At 69.4% G+C, this 16,106-nt stretch carries 13 protein-coding genes; 7 read left to right on the top strand and 6 right to left on the bottom strand.

The window, feature by feature from the left end; translation table 11 throughout:
- Nucleotides 1-238 precede the first annotated feature (238 nt).
- Nucleotides 239-1,609: a tRNA lysidine(34) synthetase TilS gene (gene tilS / locus AAGI91_12260; protein MEM1043388.1), complete on the top strand. Its 1,371-nt coding sequence runs from the start codon at nucleotides 239-241 to the stop codon at nucleotides 1,607-1,609.
- Between the two features lie 30 nt (nucleotides 1,610-1,639).
- Nucleotides 1,640-2,209 (top strand): hypoxanthine phosphoribosyltransferase, encoded by a 570-nt coding sequence (gene hpt / locus AAGI91_12255; protein ID MEM1043387.1) that lies wholly within the window; start codon nucleotides 1,640-1,642, stop codon nucleotides 2,207-2,209.
- Here hpt and AAGI91_12250 read toward each other — a convergent pair.
- The 3 genes from AAGI91_12250 to AAGI91_12240 form a co-directional block, all read right to left on the bottom strand.
- Complete coding sequence (locus AAGI91_12250) at nucleotides 2,206-3,624, bottom strand: HD domain-containing protein (GenBank protein ID MEM1043386.1); 1,419 nt, start codon at nucleotides 3,622-3,624, stop codon at nucleotides 2,206-2,208. The genes hpt and AAGI91_12250 overlap by 4 nt on opposite strands.
- 18 nt (nucleotides 3,625-3,642) lie before the next feature.
- On the bottom strand, nucleotides 3,643-4,389 hold the full coding sequence (locus AAGI91_12245) for an MBL fold metallo-hydrolase (protein MEM1043385.1): 747 nt from the start codon (nucleotides 4,387-4,389) through the stop codon (nucleotides 3,643-3,645).
- Between the two features lie 202 nt (nucleotides 4,390-4,591).
- Nucleotides 4,592-5,611 carry a polyprenyl synthetase family protein gene (locus AAGI91_12240; GenBank protein ID MEM1043384.1) on the bottom strand — a complete coding sequence of 340 codons (1,020 nt, stop codon included), beginning with the start codon at nucleotides 5,609-5,611 and terminating at the stop codon, nucleotides 4,592-4,594.
- 357 nt (nucleotides 5,612-5,968) lie between these two features.
- Here AAGI91_12240 and AAGI91_12235 point away from each other — a divergent pair, with 357 nt between their 5' ends.
- Nucleotides 5,969-6,922 (top strand): diacylglycerol kinase family protein, encoded by a 954-nt coding sequence (locus AAGI91_12235; GenBank protein ID MEM1043383.1) that lies wholly within the window; start codon nucleotides 5,969-5,971, stop codon nucleotides 6,920-6,922.
- Nucleotides 6,923-7,016: 94 nt separating this feature from the next.
- Here AAGI91_12235 and arsS read toward each other — a convergent pair whose 3' ends face one another.
- A complete protein-coding gene (gene arsS, locus AAGI91_12230) occupies nucleotides 7,017-8,174 on the bottom strand; it encodes an arsenosugar biosynthesis radical SAM (seleno)protein ArsS (protein ID MEM1043382.1) in 1,158 nt (385 codons plus the stop codon).
- 184 nt (nucleotides 8,175-8,358) lie between these two features.
- On the bottom strand, nucleotides 8,359-8,691 hold the full coding sequence (locus AAGI91_12225; GenBank protein ID MEM1043381.1) for an arsenosugar biosynthesis-associated peroxidase-like protein: 333 nt from the start codon (nucleotides 8,689-8,691) through the stop codon (nucleotides 8,359-8,361).
- A gap of 375 nt (nucleotides 8,692-9,066) precedes the next feature.
- On the opposite strand from AAGI91_12225, the gene AAGI91_12220 reads away from it, so the two are divergent.
- From AAGI91_12220 to AAGI91_12205, 4 genes are all read left to right on the top strand, one after another.
- Nucleotides 9,067-12,561, top strand: coding sequence for a PAS domain S-box protein (locus AAGI91_12220; protein MEM1043380.1), 3,495 nt, complete (start codon nucleotides 9,067-9,069; stop codon nucleotides 12,559-12,561).
- Between the two features lie 47 nt (nucleotides 12,562-12,608).
- A complete protein-coding gene (locus AAGI91_12215; GenBank protein MEM1043379.1) occupies nucleotides 12,609-12,995 on the top strand; it encodes a response regulator in 387 nt (128 codons plus the stop codon).
- Nucleotides 12,988-13,740 carry a response regulator gene (locus tag AAGI91_12210; GenBank protein ID MEM1043378.1) on the top strand — a complete coding sequence of 251 codons (753 nt, stop codon included), beginning with the start codon at nucleotides 12,988-12,990 and terminating at the stop codon, nucleotides 13,738-13,740. Before AAGI91_12215 ends, AAGI91_12210 begins: the two co-directional genes overlap by 8 nt.
- Before the next feature lie 264 nt (nucleotides 13,741-14,004).
- Nucleotides 14,005-15,357 (top strand): fasciclin domain-containing protein, encoded by a 1,353-nt coding sequence (locus tag AAGI91_12205; protein MEM1043377.1) that lies wholly within the window; start codon nucleotides 14,005-14,007, stop codon nucleotides 15,355-15,357.
- A 251-nt stretch (nucleotides 15,358-15,608) separates the two neighbouring features.
- Here AAGI91_12205 and AAGI91_12200 read toward each other — a convergent pair whose 3' ends face one another.
- Nucleotides 15,609-15,959, bottom strand: a complete 351-nt coding sequence (locus AAGI91_12200; protein MEM1043376.1) for an FxLYD domain-containing protein — start codon at nucleotides 15,957-15,959, stop codon at nucleotides 15,609-15,611.
- Nucleotides 15,960-16,106 lie beyond the last annotated feature (147 nt).

Below are 16,106 nucleotides of genomic sequence, written 5' to 3'. Positions count from 1 at the left end.
GGGCGAGTGGGCGAGTGGGCGAGTGGGCGAGTGGGCGAGTGGGCGAGTGGGCGAGTGGGCGAGTGGGCGAGTGGGCGAGTGGGCGAGTGGGCGAGTGGGCGAGTCAAGAAAAGCCACGAAAATTACGAACGTCCTTGCACTCTGAGGCTAACGGTATAAAATTGTCCTCTGTCCTCTGTCCTCTGTCCTCTGTCCTCTGTCCTCTGTCCTCTGTCCTCTGTCCTCTGTCCTCTGAACCATGCTGTCTCGCCTTCTCCGGTTCGTGAACGCGCGCGCCCTGCTCGCTGAGGGCGCGCGCGTTGTGGTCGGCGTCAGCGGCGGCGTGGACTCGGTTGTGCTGCTGCACCTGCTGCGCGCGGCGGGGTACGAGGTCACAGCGGCGCACGTCAACTACGGGCTGCGCGGGGCCGACGCCGACGCCGACGAAGCGCTCGTGCGGACGCTCTGCAGGCAGAGCGACATGCCGCTGAAGGTGCACCGAGCCGGGATCGAGGGCTCGGTGCAGGCGGCGGCGCGCGAGGCCCGCTACGCGTTCTTCGGTGAGGTAGCTTGCCAGGTCGGGGCCGCAGCCGTTGCCACGGCGCACCACCGCGACGACCAGGCGGAGACGGTGCTCCTGAACCTCTTTCGCGGGGCCGGGCTGGTCGGCCTCGCTGGGATGCCGCTCCGCCGGCCGCTCGTGCCCGACTCCGAGGTGGAGGTCATCCGCCCGCTGTTGTGGGCGGCCCGCGCCGAGATCGAGGCCTACGCCCGCACGCACGACCTGGCCTGGCGAGAGGACGCCTCGAACCGGTCGCTGGCCTACCGCCGGAACGCGCTGCGCCACGCCGTGCTGCCGCTCATCGAACAGCACTTCGGCGAAGGGGTCGGCGAGCGCATCGCCGGAGCTGCCGACCTCGTGCGCGAAGCGCTCGAAAGCGAGGCAGCACTCGTACCGGCCAGCCTGTTTGAGGCGGCGGCTGAGGAGACCGGCGGGGCCTGGGCTCTCCGGCTCGGCGTGCTGGCAGACCAGCCCGAGGCCGTGCGGCGGGGCGTGCTCCTCGACGCCCTCCGCCGGTGGGCTCCGGGCACCCCACGCTCGCAGGCGACGGTGCGCGAACTCGAAGCGCTCCTCGGCGCGCAGCCGGGGCGGCGGGTCGCGTGGCCCGGCGTCACCGTCTGGCGCGACCGCGACCGGCTCGTCTTCGAGGCGGAGCCGGCGGTGGACGCGTTCGCGCTCGACGTGCAGCCGGGCGAGACCACTACGCCGCTCGGCACACTGCACGTCGGCAAGCCCAGCGCGGTGCCGGCCGCGTTCGACGCGTCGCCGGAGGTCGAGTGGGTAGACGCAGACCGGCTGCGGTTTCCGCTCACGCTGCGGCCCTGGCAAGCGGGCGACGCGTTCCAGCCGCTCGGGATGACCGGGCGCAAGAACGTCAGCGATCTGCTCACCGAGCGGCGGGTGTCGCCGCACGAGCGGGCGCGCCAGCTCGTGCTGCTCTCGGGCGAGGCCGTCGCGTGGGTCGTCGGGCACCGGCTCGGGGCCGCGTGGGCTGTCGGGCCGGAGACGCAGCGGGCCGTACGGCTGAGGTGGAGGCCTGCGTTGCCCCCCGTCCGCTCCGGTGCGTAGCTTCGGCGCTTCCCATCGCCCGCTGCTGCCATGCCCGATCTCACCTCCGTCGCCGACACCGTCACCTGCCAGGGCGAGCGCTTCCGCCTCTACCTCGACGCTGATACCATCAGCGCCCGCGTCCAGGCCATCGGACGCGCCATCGACGCCGAGTACGACGGCAAGCGGCCGATCCTGATCGGCGTCCTCAACGGGGCCTTCCTCTTCCTCGCCGACCTCATGCGGGCCATCACGATCGACTGCGAGGTCGACTTCCTCAAGCTCTCGTCCTACGGGGCCGAGAAGGTGTCGAGCGGGACCGTCACCGAGCTCAAGAAGATCGACGCCGACCTGGAGGGCCGGCACATCATCGTCGTCGAGGACATCGTCGACACCGGCCTCTCGATGCAGTTCATCACGGACCTGATGGCGGACCTGCGCCCGGCGTCGGTCAGGACGGCGACGCTGCTGCACAAGAAGGAGGCCACCAACCCCGAGCTCGACCTGCGGCTCGACTACGTCGGGTTCGAGATCGAGAACCTGTTCGTGATTGGCTACGGGCTGGACTACGGCCAGCTCGGGCGCAACCTCCCGGCGATCTACATCCTCGACGAGCGCTAGCGAGACATCGGCTCCGAGGCGATGCCGAGCGCGACCTGCTTCGGCGCGCAGACGTAGTGCCGGACGACGGCCCCGGCGACGGCCCGGACCGTCGCCACGTCGTCGGCCCGCGAGAGTTCGCGCACCCGCCCGTCGCGCTCCAGGATCGAGATCGAGTCGTCCGAGCGCTGGTAGGCGTCGAGCGAAGAACGGCCGACGGTGAAGTAGAGGTCAGCGGCGGCGTGGGCATCCTCCGGCCCCGACAGGCCGGCCTCGATGAGCCACGCGGCGACGGCCTCGCGCCACGCGGCGATCTCGTCTGCGCCCGGCTCGGCCGGCAGGTAGGTCGTGCGGAAGAGGTCGCGCTCGACGAAGCGGCGGGCGAGGTCGGCCAGGAGCGGGTCGGCGGAGTGGGCCCACTGCTTGAGGCTGTAGAGGAGGTCCGTGTCGTCGAGCTGGCAGAAGGCGTCGAGCACGGCGTCATCGCCGATCCGGTCGGCGGTGACGCGGTCTCGGAGGAAGAAGAGGAGCGCAGGCGAGGACGACAGCACGGCGGCGTCGCTGCCGGCGCAGCACGCGCGGGCGCGGGCGAAGGCGGCGCGCAGCAGGTGGTCGGCGGCGATCACGGTCTTGTGGAGGTAGACCTGCCAGTACATCAGCCGCCGCGAGAGCACGTAGCTCTCGACGGCGTACGCCCCCTTCGCCTCGATCACGATGTCCGCGTCCGCCCGGCCTTCGATGGGGTGGACCCGCATCGTCTTGATGATCCGGTCTACGCCGACCACCCCCTCGGCGACGTCGGTGTAGAAGCTGTCGCGCCGGAGGTAGTCGAGCCGGTCCATGTCGAGCTGGCTCGAGAGCAGGCTCTCGAAGAACGGGCGGCCGTAGGCCCCGTCGAAGATCGTCAGCGCGAGGTCCAGCGCCCCGCCGAAGCGGTCGTTCAGGCGCTCGATGATCGTGCGGCTCATCCACTCGTGGCGGAACGGGCCGAGGTGCGGTTCCGCCGTGCCGGGGGCGATAAGGTCCTCTTCGAGCGTGTGCGAGAACGGCCCGTGGCCGACGTCGTGGAGGAGCGCGGCAGCGAGCGCGGCAGCGTACTCCGCCTCCGTGACGGGCGTGCCCTTCTCCGAGAGGCTGCCGAGGGCCTGCTGCATCAGCGCCATCGCGCCGAGGCCGTGGGCGAACCGCGTGTGCTCCGCGCCGGGGAAGACGAGGTGGCCGAGGCCGAGCTGCCGGATGCGCCGCAGCCGCTGGAACTCCGGCGTCTCGATCAGCCGGAGCAGCAGCCCTTTCGGGACGGAGATGAACCCGTGGACCGGGTCGGAGAAGATTTTGAACCGGCTCGACACGGTCGGGAGCGGAAGAGCGGAGGAAGGGAAGAGCGAAAGAAAGGTAGCGCCGCCGCTGTGCCCGTGGCACTCGTAGAGGCGTAGCATGCTACGCCCGAGGGTTGGCTACAGGTTGTACACCCCGAGTTCTTCGCCCAGTTCGACCTCCGACAGCCAGCGCCGGGCGTCGCCGAGATCGTCGTCGGTGAGGCCCGGTGGGAGGTGGACCAGGAGGAGCCGGTGCGCGCCCGCCTTCGCCGCAATCTCGGCCGCCTGCTCGGCCGACGAGTGGACACCCGGCGTTGCCCCCGTCGCCTCGTGCACGAGGACGCCGGCGTCGCGCCCGAGTTCGACGACGCGCTCGCACGGGGCCGTGTCGCACGAGTAGGCGACCGTCCGGCTCGTCGGCCCGTGCTCGATCCGAAGGCCGATCGTCGGGACCGGATGGGTAACCGGCGCAGCGGTGACGTGCCAGGTATCGCTGGTCAGCACCTCGGTGCCCGGCTCGTGCGCGACCTCCTGCCAGACGATCTCCGGGACGCCGTCCCACCGGCTCGTGTCGAACGCCTCCCACAGCCGCCGGGCCTGGCCGAGCGCGGCGCGGACGCCGTAGACCGGAATCGGGCGGCTCCGGCCGGTCAGCCAGAGCTTCTCCATGAAGAGCGGGAAGCCGCTGACGTGGTCCGGGTGCTCGTGCGTGAGGATGAGGCCGTCGAGCGTCGCGGGGTCGAGGCCGCAGGCCATCATGCGCTGGACGAGGTCGCCGCCGCAGTCCACGGCGAGCGTCGAGGTGCCGTCCGAGACGGCGAGCATGGTCGTCGTGCGGTGCGGGTCCGAGACCGCCGCGCCGGTGCCGAGCAGGTAGAGCGTCATGGAAACGTCGAGTGACGAGGGGCGAGTGTCGAATGATACTCACGGTGCCCCAAATCGCTCACGGCCGCAACAAGGTGCGCGGCCCGGAAGGTGGCTGTCATTCTGAGGAGCGTAGCGATCGAAGAATCTCCTGAGGACGAGCGGCGTCTGCTGCCTCGGGAGGTTCTTTTCAGCGCTTGTCACTCAGCACTCGGCGTTCGCTTCACTTTTTCCGCGCGACGACGTAGGCGGCGAGGTCCATGAGCGCGTCGCGGGCCGGGGTCGGCGGGAAGCTGCCGAGGGCTTCGGCCGCCTCGTTGGCGAGGGCCTGCATCTTCTGGCGCGCGTAGCCCAGGCCGCCCTGCCGCCGCACGAAGTCGCCGACGGTGCGGATGTCCTCGCGGCTCTTCTTTTTTTTGCGGACGATCTTCAGGATCGCCTTGCGCTCGCGCTCGTCGGCCGTGCGGAGGGCGACGATGAGGGGGAGCGTCATCTTCTTCTCCTGAAGGTCGATCCCGAGCGGCTTGCCCACGTCCACGTCGCCGAAGTCGAAGAGGTCGTCGCGGATCTGGAACGCGAGGCCGAGCTTCTCGCCGATCTCGCGGAGGGCGAGGATGTCGTCGGCGTCTTCGGTAGCAGAGATCGCGCCGCAGGCGGTGCAGGCTGAGATCAGCGAGGCCGTCTTGTCGGAGATGATGCGGAAGTAGGTCGCCTCGTCGATGTCGAGCCGCCGGGCCTTCTCGATCTGGAGCAGCTCGCCCTCGCTCATCCGCCGGACGGCGTCGGAGACGGTGTGGAGGAGGTCGTAGTCGCCGTGGTCGAGCGCGAGCAGGAGGCCGCGCGAGAGGAGGAAGTCCCCGAGGAGGACGGCGACCTTGTTCTTCCAGAGCGCGTTGATCGAGAACAGCCCGCGGCGGCGCTCGGCCTCGTCGACGACATCGTCGTGGACCAGGGTCGCGGTGTGGAGGAGTTCGACGAGGGCGGCGGCGCGGTAGCTCTTTTCGGTGACGCCGCCGCAGAGCTGCGACGCGAGCAGCACCAGAACTGGGCGGATCTCCTTGCCCTTCTGCCGGAGGACGTAGCGCGTGACCTTCTCGAGCAGTCCGACGCGCGAGCGCATGGCGTCGCGGAAGTACGAGCGGAAGGCGTCGAGGTCGTCCTCGATGGGAGCGCGGATCGCACGGATCGACGGCGGCGCGGCGCGGCGCGTGCGGAGGCTCGGGGCGAGGGCAGGATGCTCCATAGGGTTATTTTCAGTCTGCAATGAAAGATACTACCGGGTGGCGCGGCTGTGGGTTGCGCGCCCGCACAAAGATTTCGCGGAGGCAGTTCGGGGTCTGAAGCCTGAAAAGGGGACGGTTTCGGAGATTGCTGTCTCGCTGGCATCCGCTGGTCCCCGCGTCCGCTGCTCGACCGTCAAGATTCGCGCCAGCGCCTCGGTCCTGCAGGGGCGGGCCAAGCCAGATAAGTGGAGAACAAGCCAGATAAGTAGAGAAGTAGCGGGCCCGCTCGGTCTGTTTCTACTGCCGCCGAGACGGGGCAGTCAAACCTCTCGTTCGCCGGTGCGCCGTAGCTTGTCGCGCGCCCGCTCGTTCGCCCGATGCCTGTCCGCTCGCTCGCCGTCATTCTCAACCCGGCCGCCGGGAATCGCCGCGCCGGCCGGGAGCGCGCCCGGCTAGAGGCGGCCCTGGGCGCGGCTGGGCTGCCGTTCGAGGTCTTCGTCACGGAGCGCCCAAACCACGCCGCCGCTCTTGCTCGGCGCGCGGCCGAGCGCTTCGACGCGGTCGTGGCCGCCGGGGGCGACGGGACGTTGCAGGAGGTCGCCTCCGGCCTCTTCGGCACGGACGGTGGGACTGTGCTCGGCGTGATCCCGCTCGGGACCGGGAACGACTTCGCCCGCCTCCTTGGCGTCCCGAAGCGCCCCGAGGCGGCCGTCCCGGCGCTGCTCGGTGGCGAGATCGCGCCGGTCGATGCGGGCGTCGTACGGTGGCGCGAGCAGGGAGAGACCCGCCGGCACGATGCCTTGTTCGTCAACGCTGTCGGGATCGGGTTCGACGCGCTCGTAGCCGCGGAGGCGGCGCGGACGAAGTGGGTGCGCGGCGTCTCGGGCTACGTCGCCGCCGTGCTCCGCACGCTGCGCCTGTGGACGCAGCCGGAGGTCGAGGTGCGGAGCGTCGGGGCCGAGGGGACCGTGCCGGAGAACCGTGAGCCACTCTTCCTGGCATCTGTCGGCAACGGCACCGCCGTCGGCGGAGGCTTCCGGCTCACCCCGGAGGCGCAACCCGACGACGGCGTGCTCGACCTGTGCTTCGTCGCCGGGCCGCTCTCGCTGGCGCGCATCTTGGTCCTGATGCCGAAGGCTATCCGGGGCCGCCACCTCGGCGAACCCGAAGTCTCCATGCGCCGGGTCCGGCACCTCGCACTCCGCACCGAGGCCGGTCTACCCATCCACGTCGATGGCGAGGTGCTGACCCGCTCTGCCGCCGAGGTCGAGGTGGAGGTGCAGCCCGGCGCGTTTCGGATGCTGCGGCCGGGGCTGAACGCGGGAAGATAGAGAGTAGAGGATGGCAGTCCATACTCCATCCTCTACTCTCTATCCTCCCTGCTCTCCACGCTGAACTAACCTGCCCCGCGCCGCAGGTGCACCCTCAGGTCGTCGCGCCGCCGCAGGAGGAGCCGGAGCCGGCCGTGCAGCCGTAGCAGTGCCGCGCCGTGAGGACAGAGCGGGCCTGCCACGCGCCGAGGTCGAAGTCGCCGATGTGGCCGAACGGGATCGCGGCGTCCATCTCGAGCTGCTGGTTGAAGTCGCAGTCGAAGAGCCGCCCGTCCCAGCTCACCGAGATCGTGTTGCGGCACATCAGCCCGTCGATCGTGGCGGCGTTGAAGGCTCCGACGAGGCGTTCGAGGTAGGACTCGGTCATGCCCTTCTCCAGCAGCCACTCGAGGTAGCGCGACATCGGCATGTTGTTGAGCGCGAAGAGCCGGTCGAACGACACGCCGTGGTTCTTGGCAAGCGCGGCCTTCCACTCGTCCTCCAGCGATTCTTGGTTGCCGGCCAGGAACGCACCGACGGGGTTGGTGACGAGCGTGAGGACGCGCTTCGGGTCGCCCTGCCCGTAGCCGGCCTCGTTGAGCCTGCGCAGCGCCTTGATCGACTTCTCGTAGGTCCCGTCGCCGCGCTGGGCGTCGGTGCCGAGCTTGCGGTAGTGGGGGAGCGAGCACGCCACCTCGACCCCGCGCTCGGCGAACCACTCCGGCAGGTGACGGCAGCGGCGGACGAGGAGGATCGTGAGGTTGCAGCGGTCGATGACGTGGAGGCCGCGCTGCACGGCCTCCTCGACGAAGTACTCGAAGTGCGGGTTCAGCTCGGGCGCGCCGCCGGTGAGGTCCACGGTGTGGAGCGCGCTCCCCGGGGCGGCCATGATCTGGTCAATCGCCGCGAGGCAGGCGTCGACCGTCTCGCGGTCCATGTTCTCCCGGACGCGGTCCGGCCCCGAGTCCACATGGCAGTGGCGGCAGACCATGTTGCACAGCTTGCCGATGTTGACCTGGAAGATCTCGAGCGGGGCGGCCGTGAGGCGGGGCCACCCGCTCGCGGCGAGGTCGGCCCCGAAGTTGCCGGTGCCGGTCGGGCCGCCGGCGATGCGGGCGGCGTTGAGGGCGCGGAACTGCGCCGCCGGCGCGGCCAGCGGGGTGCGACGCCCGTGGAGGCTCGTCGTGCGCTTCGGGCCCGCCCCCTCGGCATCGACGAGCAGCTCGCGGCTGAGAACGGTGAGGTCGATGAAGCCGGGGTCGGCGGTAGGCATGGGGAGAGAGGTGGGGAAGCGGCGAGCTACGCAGCGCTGCCTATATAACGCCGAGCGGGGCAGCGAGACCAAACCGCCCGGTGCTCAGATCGTGCTCAGGGGAGGTGATCCGTGACGCGTGATGCGTGAGGCCGAGCACCGCCCTAAAGGCTGCGTTCACGCATCACGCCGCATGCATCACGCCCTACATCATCTTGGCCTTGACCTGCTCCAGCATCTGGACCCCGTGCACGAGCGAGGCCCCGCCCCGGATCGCGGCGGCGACGTGGACCGCCTCGGTCATCTGCTCCAGGTCGGACCCCTTCTCGAGCGACTCCGAGGTGTAGGCGTCGATGCAGTACGGGCACTGGACGGCGTGGGCCACGGCGAGCGCGATCAGCGCCTTCTCGCGCGCCGAGAGCGCGCCGTCCTCGAAGACCTGGCCGTAGTAGCTGAAGAAGGCGTCGGCGAGCGGCTGGTTGCCCTCGGCGATGTCGCCAAACTTGGCGAGGTCTTCGGGCTTGTAGTACGTTTCCATGAAGGAGGCGGTAGGGGGTATGGAGGCAGTGGAGGGCGAGGCTCGGCGGGGAAAATACTCGCCCGGCCGAACATAGACCGTGCGGCCGGGCGGAGGCATCACGAAAGCCGAACAACCGCGGGGAAAAGGCGGGTGGAAAAAGAGTCAGCGGCGCCCGCGGAACATGTTTCCGCCCGGACCCGAGCCCGACGTAGAGGCGGCGGCGGAAAGGAGCAATAAGCATCTGTTCCGTAACGGTGGATTGACAAAGGGTGCGGGATCACGACATCCGCTAGCCCTGAACGATGCATGGTCCGGTGTCGGCGTGGGGTCGCTGGCTAGGAGTTACGATTCTGACATTACTTGGCATCAGGCATCACTTCGCACCCGGGACCCATGCTCCACGACGCGTCTGCGCTCTACGGCGCGCTCCACAGCTTCGGTGTCATGCTGCCGTACGCCGGCATCAGCGCCCTCGTCTACGCGCTCTACCTCCGGCGCGCCCGCGACCTCGTGGCGAAGGGACACCTGCGCCGGACCTACGCCTTCGAAGCGTTCGCCGTACTGGCCTTCGGGCCACTGTGCTCGGTGCACCGCGCGTTTCTGACCTCCGCCGGGCTGCCGCCGGACGGCACCGTCGGGCTGGCTGTGCTCGGCGCGCTCGCCGCGGCCAGCGTCGCCTCGCTCGCCGTGCTGGCCTGGAACTTCGGGAGGGTAAGCCGCGGCCTCGCCCGCCTGCTCTCCGCGCCCACCGACCTGACGGCCTCGCGCGACCTCCTCGCCAGCGTCTTCGACGCCTCGCTCGACGGCATCCTCGTCTTCGAAACCGTGCGCGACGCGGAGGGCACGATCGTAGACTTCGCCTACGTCCAGGCCAACCCCGCCGCCGGAGCCATCCTCGACCGCGACCCCGCCGGTCTCCTCGGCAAGCGCATGCTCAGCGAGTACCCCGGCAACCGTACCGACGGCCTCTTCGACGCCTACATCCGCGTCACCGAGACCGGGGTGCCGTGGGGCGACACGTTCTTCTACGAGCACGACGGCCTCGCCACCTGGTTCACCGTCACGGCCGTGCCGTGCGGCGACGGCTTCTCCGTCACCTTCCGCGACGTGACCGAGGAGCGGCAGCGCGAGCGGTCGCTGCTGGAGAGCCAAGCGCTGTTCCGTACGGCCTTCGAAGACGCTGCCGTCGGCAAGGCCCTCGTCAGCCCGGAGGGCCACCCGCTGCGGGTCAACCCGGCGCTGTGCGCCATGCTCGGCTACGCCGAGGACGAACTGCGCGAGATGGCCTTCCCGGAGTTCACCCACCCCGACGACGTCGACGCCGACATGGAGCAGGTCGAGCAGCTCGTGGGCGGGGAGATCGGGAGCTACGAACTGGAGAAGCGCTACCTCCACCGCGACGGACACATCGTGTGGGGACTGCTCTCGGTCGCGCTCCACCGCGGGACCGACGGGGAAGCACTCCACATCATCGCCGAGGTGCAGGACATCACAGCCCGCAAGGAGACGGAGGCCGCGCTGCGGGTCAACGCCGAGCGGCTGCAGCTCCTGCTCGAGGTCACCTCGACACAGGGCCTCGACGCGCAAATCGACGAAGCTCTCGCCCTGGCTACGCATGTGCTCGGGCTCGAGGTCGGCATCCTAAGCCGCGTCGAGGGCGAGACCTACACCGTCGAGCACGTCTACGCGCCCGGCACCGACCTGGCCCCGGGGCAGACGTTCGACCTCGGGCACACCTACTGCAGCCTCACCCTCGAGCGGGGCGGCGTGCTGGCCATCGACCACATGGGGCCGTCGGTCCACAGCGGCCACCCGTGCTACGAGGCGTCCAGGCTGGAGGCCTACATCGGGATTCCGGTGCGCGTCGGCGGCGAGGTCTACGGCACGCTCCACTTCTCCGGCACCGAGCCCGCCGAGGCCCCATTCGGCGAGGAGGACTACAACTTCCTCCGCCTCCTCGGCCTGTGGACCGCGCACGCCGTCGAGCGGCAGCGCGCCACCCGGGCGCTGCGCGGGAGCGAGGCCCGCTTCCGCAACGCGTTCCGCCACGCTGCCATCGGCAAGGTGCTCGCCAGCACGGAGGGCCGCCTGACGCGGGTCAACCCCGCCTTTGCCTCCATGCTCGGCTACGCCGCCGAGGAGCTGGAGACCAAGACCTTCGCCGACATCACCCACCCGGACGACGTCGCGACCGACCGCGAGCGGATCGAGCAGCTGATCAGCCGGGAGACCGAATCCTACGTGCGCGAGAAGCGCTACCTCCACCGCGAAGGGCATGTCGTGTGGGGGCTGCTCTCGGTCTCCAGCGTGGTCGATGCCGACGGCGCGGTGCAGCACTTCGTCGCCGAGGTGATGGACATCACGGCGCGCAAGGAGGCCGACCGGCTCAAGAACGAGTTCGTCTCGATGGTCAGCCACGAGCTGCGCACGCCGCTCACCTCGATCTCCGGCTCGCTCCGGCTGATCTCGGCCCAGGGCAACGTCCCGGACCCGACGCTCCGGCTGCTCGACATCGCCTCGCGCAACTCGGACCGCCTCGTGCGCCTGATCAACGACCTCTTGGACGTGCAGAAGATCGAGGCAGGCAAGCTCAAGCTGGAGGTCCAGACCAAGCCGCTGGCAGACCTCCTGCGGGACACCATCGAGGCCAACCAGAGCTACGGCGGCGCGCGCGGCATCCTCCTGTGCCTGCGCCAGGCCGCGCCCGACGTCCGCGTCAGCGTGGACCCGGACCGCTTCATGCAGATCATGGCCAACCTGATCTCGAACGCGATGAAGTTCTCGCCCGAGCAGGGGACCGTCGAGGTCTCGGCCGTCGAGCGCCAGAACCGCACCGTGCGCATCGCCGTGACCGACTACGGGCCCGGCATCCCGGCCTCGCTCCACGCCAGCCTCTTCGGCCGCTTCGTGCAGGCCGACAGCTCGACCACGCGCAAGCAGGAGGGGACCGGGCTCGGGCTGAACATCACCAAGTCGCTCGTCGAGCTCCACGGCGGCCGCCTCGGCTTCGAGACCGAGGAGGGCGTCGGGACGACGTTCTACTTCGACCTCCCGCTCGAAGCGGCCGTGCCTGCCGGGGGCGAGGTGGTGCTGCGCCGGACCCACGACCACCGCCCGGCCCTGCTCGTGGTCGAGGACGACCCCGACGTGTCGCGCGTCTTGAACCTCATCCTGACGCGCAACGGCTTCCGCGTGGACATCGCCGCCGACGCCGAGCAGGCGCGCGCCCTGGCCGCCGAGCGGACCTACGCCGCCGCGACGCTCGACCTCCGCCTCCCGGACGCCGACGGCATCGCGCTGCTCCGCGACTGGGGCGACGCGTGGCCCGACCTCCCGGTGATCGTGCTGGCCGTCGGCGCGAGCGAGCGCCGGGAGGAGCTCGTCGGCGGCACCGTCCCGGTCGCCGACTGGCTCGACAAGCCGTTCCAGGCCGAGCGCCTGCTCGAGGTCGTGCAGCGCGTCGCCCTCGCGCCCTCGGTCCCGCGCCTGCTCCACGTCGAGGACGACCCCGACTGCCGGGCCGTCACCGCGATGACGCTGGCCTCGGTCGGCGACGTGGCCTCGGCCGCGACCCTGGCTGAGGCACGCGCCGCGATCCAGGCCGAGCCGTTCGACCTCGTCATCCTAGACCTCGAACTCCCGGACGGCGACGGGCTGGACCTGCTGCCGGACCTCAAGAACGCCGGCGTCCCCGTCGCCATCTACTCGGCGCGCGAGGACGACCACGAGAGCGCTGCGCAGGCCATCGGCCACGTCGTCAAAGGCCCCGTGGACCACGCCCGGCTGCTGGACCTCGTCTGCACCACCATCGAGCAGACGCCCCCGGTGCCGCCTACGGGGGCACGGCCGCCTGCGCCCGCGCGCTCGGCCTCCGCATTGTCTTCGTAAATCACCCTATCCCCCCACATTACATCAACCTCATCTCCGGTCCCCTCATGGAATCGCTGCAACGCATCCTCATCGTCGAAGACGACCCGGACATCCGGTCCATCCTCCAGATGTCGCTCGAGGCGGTCGGCGGCTACACCGTCGCTGCCGCCGCCAACGGCGTCGAGGCGCTCGAGCGCCTGGCCACCTTCACGCCGGACCTGATCGTGCTCGACGTGATGATGCCTGAGATGGACGGCCCGGCGACCCTCGGGGCGCTGCGCCAGAACCCGGCCTTTACATCTACGCCGGTCATTTTCCTCACCGCTAAGGCCCAGCGCCACGAGGTCGATCACTACCTCACGCTCGGCATCGCCGAGGTCATCCACAAACCGTTCGACCCCGTCGCGCTGCCTGAGCAGGTCCGGGAGATTTGGAGTCGCCAATATGTCTAATCTGAACACGTTTCAGGCCCAGATGCAGGCCCAGCGGGACGCCTACGCCCACGACCTGCCGCGCCGCCTCTCGGACATCCAGACGCTGTGGGGGCAGGCCATCGCCGGGCGCGCCGAGTCGCTCCGCGAGATGAACGGGCTGGTGCACAAGCTGCGCGGGAGCGCCGGGATGTACGGTTTCGGGAACGTCAGCGAGACCGCCGGCCTGCTCGACGTGGCGCTGTCTTCGTTCTTCGGCAGCGAGCAGGACCTCGGCACATGGCGCGCCCAACTCGGCGCCCTCGTCGAGGCGCTCGCCCGCTCGGCCGAAGGGCCCCAGGACGACCTCCCCGAACTCGAGTTGCCCTCGGCCTACGCCGACGACAAGTACGACCAGTCGCTCGTCCTCGTCGTCGACGACGAGCAGCCGGTCCGCGACGCGATCCGGTTCTACCTCGAGCAGGTCGGCTTCCGCCTCGTGTGCGCCTCCGACGGGGCCGAGGCCGTGAAGCTCGCTTCGGAGACGACGCCCGACATTATCCTGATGGACATCCAGATGCCCAACATGACCGGGCTCCAGGCGACCAAGCTGCTCTACGAGAACCCAAGCCTGAAGGACGTCCCCGTCGTCTTCCTCACCGCCGAGGACGACACCGACACGGTCCTCAAGGCGCTCAGCTACAGCAGCGAGGGCTACCTCCTCAAGCCGGTCGAGATGGAGACGATCGCCAACAAGCTGATGACGGTGCTCGCGGCGACGGCATAGCGCGAGGCCTACGCCTTCGGCAAGGAGAGCGGGCTAGACGGGCCCACTCGCCGCCGGTATGGAAAATTTTCTGTGGGGGCGTAGCATGCTACGCCCCTACTTCAGTCAAGGTATTTCGTATCAGTGAATTAGGTTTTGGTTTTCGGCTCGTCAGCGCGTGTTTTGGCGCAAAAAGCGGGGTAGCACGCCAGAAAAAGGCATAGTCACCGGGCCCGAGTGGGGGGTACTGAAGTCGCAAATCCCACTCACTTGCCTATCAAGACCATGCCTTTCAAGCTGCTCTCCTTCGCCGTCCTCCTCGCGCTCTTCGTCCCGGTCCTCTCCGGCTGCGACAGCGACGACGACGACGACGACCCGCCCCCGCTCCAGAACATCGTCGAGCTCGCCCAGGGCACCGACGACCTCAGCACGCTCGTCGCCGCCCTCATCGAGGCTGACCTCGTCACCACGCTCCAGGGCGACGGCCCCTTCACCGTCTTCGCCCCGACGAACGCCGCCTTCGAGGCCCTCCTGGCGGATCTCCAGATCACGGCCGACGAACTCCTCGCCCGCGACGACCTCGGCGACATCCTGACGTACCACGTCGTGCCGGGCGAAGCCTTCTCCGGCGACCTCTCCGACGGCCAGATGCTGATGACCGTCGAGGGCAGCATGCTCGAGGTCGACATCAACGGCCCGACGATCTCGCTGATTGGCGAGACCAACACGGTGACCGTGACTACGCCGAACATCGACGCCTCGAACGGGGTCGTGCACCTCATCGATGCGGTGCTGCTTCCTGAGTCCGGCCCGACGCAGAACATCGTCGAGCTCGCGCAGGCGACGCCGGACCTCAGCACGCTCGTCACGGCGCTCATCGAGGCCGAACTCGTCGCCACGCTCCAGGGCCCGGGTCCGTTTACGGTCTTCGCTCCGGTCAACTCCGCGTTCGACGCGCTTGGCGCTGAGATCGTCGGCCGGCTCCTGGAGGACGACAACCAGGCGCTCCTCCAGAAGGTGCTGACCTACCACGTCGTGCCGGGTCGGATTCTCGCGGCTGATCTCATGGACGGGCAGATGCCCACGACCGTCGAAGGCTCGACGCTGGAGATCGACCTCGACGGCGGCCCGACCGTCAACGGCGTCGACATCATCGCGACGGACATCCTCGCCACGAACGGCGTGGTGCACCTGATCGACGAGGTGCTGCTCCAGAACCTCGATGTCGTGGACGTAGCCGTCGTGCAGGGCTTCAGCACGCTCGCCACGGCACTCACGGAGGCCGAGCTCATCACCACGCTCCGAGGCGACGGCCCGTTCACCGTCTTCGCCCCAACGAACGACGCCTTCGACGCACTCCTCGGTGACCTCGAGATCACCGTGGAGGAACTTCTGGCCCGCGACGACCTCGGCGACATCCTGACCTACCATGTCGTGGAAGTCGAGGCGTTCTCCGGTGACCTCATCGACGGGCAGGTGCTGACGACCATCGAGGGAAGTACCCTTGAGGTAGACATCACCGGTGGCGTCATCTCGCTCATCGGCGAGACGAACACCGTGGTGGTAGGCCCTGCCGACCTCGACGCGAGCAACGGCGTGGTGCATGCGATCGACGCCGTGCTGCTACCGGGAGAGTAATCCCGGGGTGCAGCGGTAGTTGAGGGCGACGGGCCGTGGGTGTCCGTCGCCCTCGCTACGTCTGGGGGCTACGGATCTACTGCTGTCATGAACCCCGTCGCCATCCCAGGGACCCCGGACGGCTGACCGCTGACCGCCGGGCCGGGTCGTTGCCTGCTGTCTGCGGTCCGTCGCCTGCGCTCTCGGCATCTGCTGCCGTGCCTCACGTCCGTGCCGGCGCAGCGAGGCCCAGAGTGTGCTCTTGGCGCTACCTACCGCACGACGATGCGGGCGGCGCGGGCCCCGCTGAGCGTGAGGCGCGTGTCGACGGTCTGACGGAACCGCAAGCTGTCGCCCGGCGCGACGCCGCGCACCTCGACCTGCATCGCCTCGACCGGCTCCACGCCCGGCTCGACCGGCTGGTCGTAGAGGTCCACGTAGACCGTCGCACTCGCCAGCGTCCGCTCCGTCGGATTGACGAGGACGCCGGTGACGACCTGCTTCCCGTCCTCCTCTCGGACGAGCCGAAAGTCCTCGACCTGGGCGTCGAGCGCCACCTGCTCCCCGCCGCAGCCGGCGAGGAGGATGAGGAGCAGCATGGCGGCGAGGGCGCGGCGTCGCATGGGCGAGTGGGCGAGTGGGCGAGTGGGCGAGTGGGCGAGTGGGCGAGTGGGCGAGTGGGCGAGTGGGCGAGTCAAGAAAAGCCAGACAAGTTAGCGAGACCGTTGTGCTCTGCGCCAACCGTCCACTGTCTTCCGTCCACTGTCTTC

This window comes from Bacteroidota bacterium, assembly GCA_038746285.1.
Classification (GTDB): Bacteria; Bacteroidota; Rhodothermia; order Rhodothermales; family JANQRZ01; genus JANQRZ01.
Note: the sequence above shows the minus strand (reverse complement) of the source record. Positions and strands in the feature narration are given on the sequence as shown.

Bases quoted from the DNA above. Each gene is read 5' to 3' on its own strand.
- tilS (MEM1043388.1), top strand. From the start codon at position 239: ATGCTGTCTCGCCTTCTCCGGTTCGTGAACGCGCGCGCCCTGCTCGCT.
- hpt (MEM1043387.1), top strand. From the start codon at position 1,640: ATGCCCGATCTCACCTCCGTCGCCGACACCGTCACCTGCCAGGGCGAG.
- AAGI91_12250 (MEM1043386.1), bottom strand. From the start codon at position 3,624: ATGCTACGCCTCTACGAGTGCCACGGGCACAGCGGCGGCGCTACCTTT.
- AAGI91_12245 (MEM1043385.1), bottom strand. From the start codon at position 4,389: ATGACGCTCTACCTGCTCGGCACCGGCGCGGCGGTCTCGGACCCGCAC.
- AAGI91_12240 (MEM1043384.1), bottom strand. From the start codon at position 5,611: ATGGAGCATCCTGCCCTCGCCCCGAGCCTCCGCACGCGCCGCGCCGCG.
- AAGI91_12235 (MEM1043383.1), top strand. From the start codon at position 5,969: ATGCCTGTCCGCTCGCTCGCCGTCATTCTCAACCCGGCCGCCGGGAAT.
- arsS (MEM1043382.1), bottom strand. From the start codon at position 8,174: ATGCCTACCGCCGACCCCGGCTTCATCGACCTCACCGTTCTCAGCCGC.
- AAGI91_12225 (MEM1043381.1), bottom strand. From the start codon at position 8,691: ATGGAAACGTACTACAAGCCCGAAGACCTCGCCAAGTTTGGCGACATC.
- AAGI91_12220 (MEM1043380.1), top strand. From the start codon at position 9,067: ATGCTCCACGACGCGTCTGCGCTCTACGGCGCGCTCCACAGCTTCGGT.
- AAGI91_12215 (MEM1043379.1), top strand. From the start codon at position 12,609: ATGGAATCGCTGCAACGCATCCTCATCGTCGAAGACGACCCGGACATC.
- AAGI91_12210 (MEM1043378.1), top strand. From the start codon at position 12,988: ATGTCTAATCTGAACACGTTTCAGGCCCAGATGCAGGCCCAGCGGGAC.
- AAGI91_12205 (MEM1043377.1), top strand. From the start codon at position 14,005: ATGCCTTTCAAGCTGCTCTCCTTCGCCGTCCTCCTCGCGCTCTTCGTC.
- AAGI91_12200 (MEM1043376.1), bottom strand. From the start codon at position 15,959: ATGCGACGCCGCGCCCTCGCCGCCATGCTGCTCCTCATCCTCCTCGCC.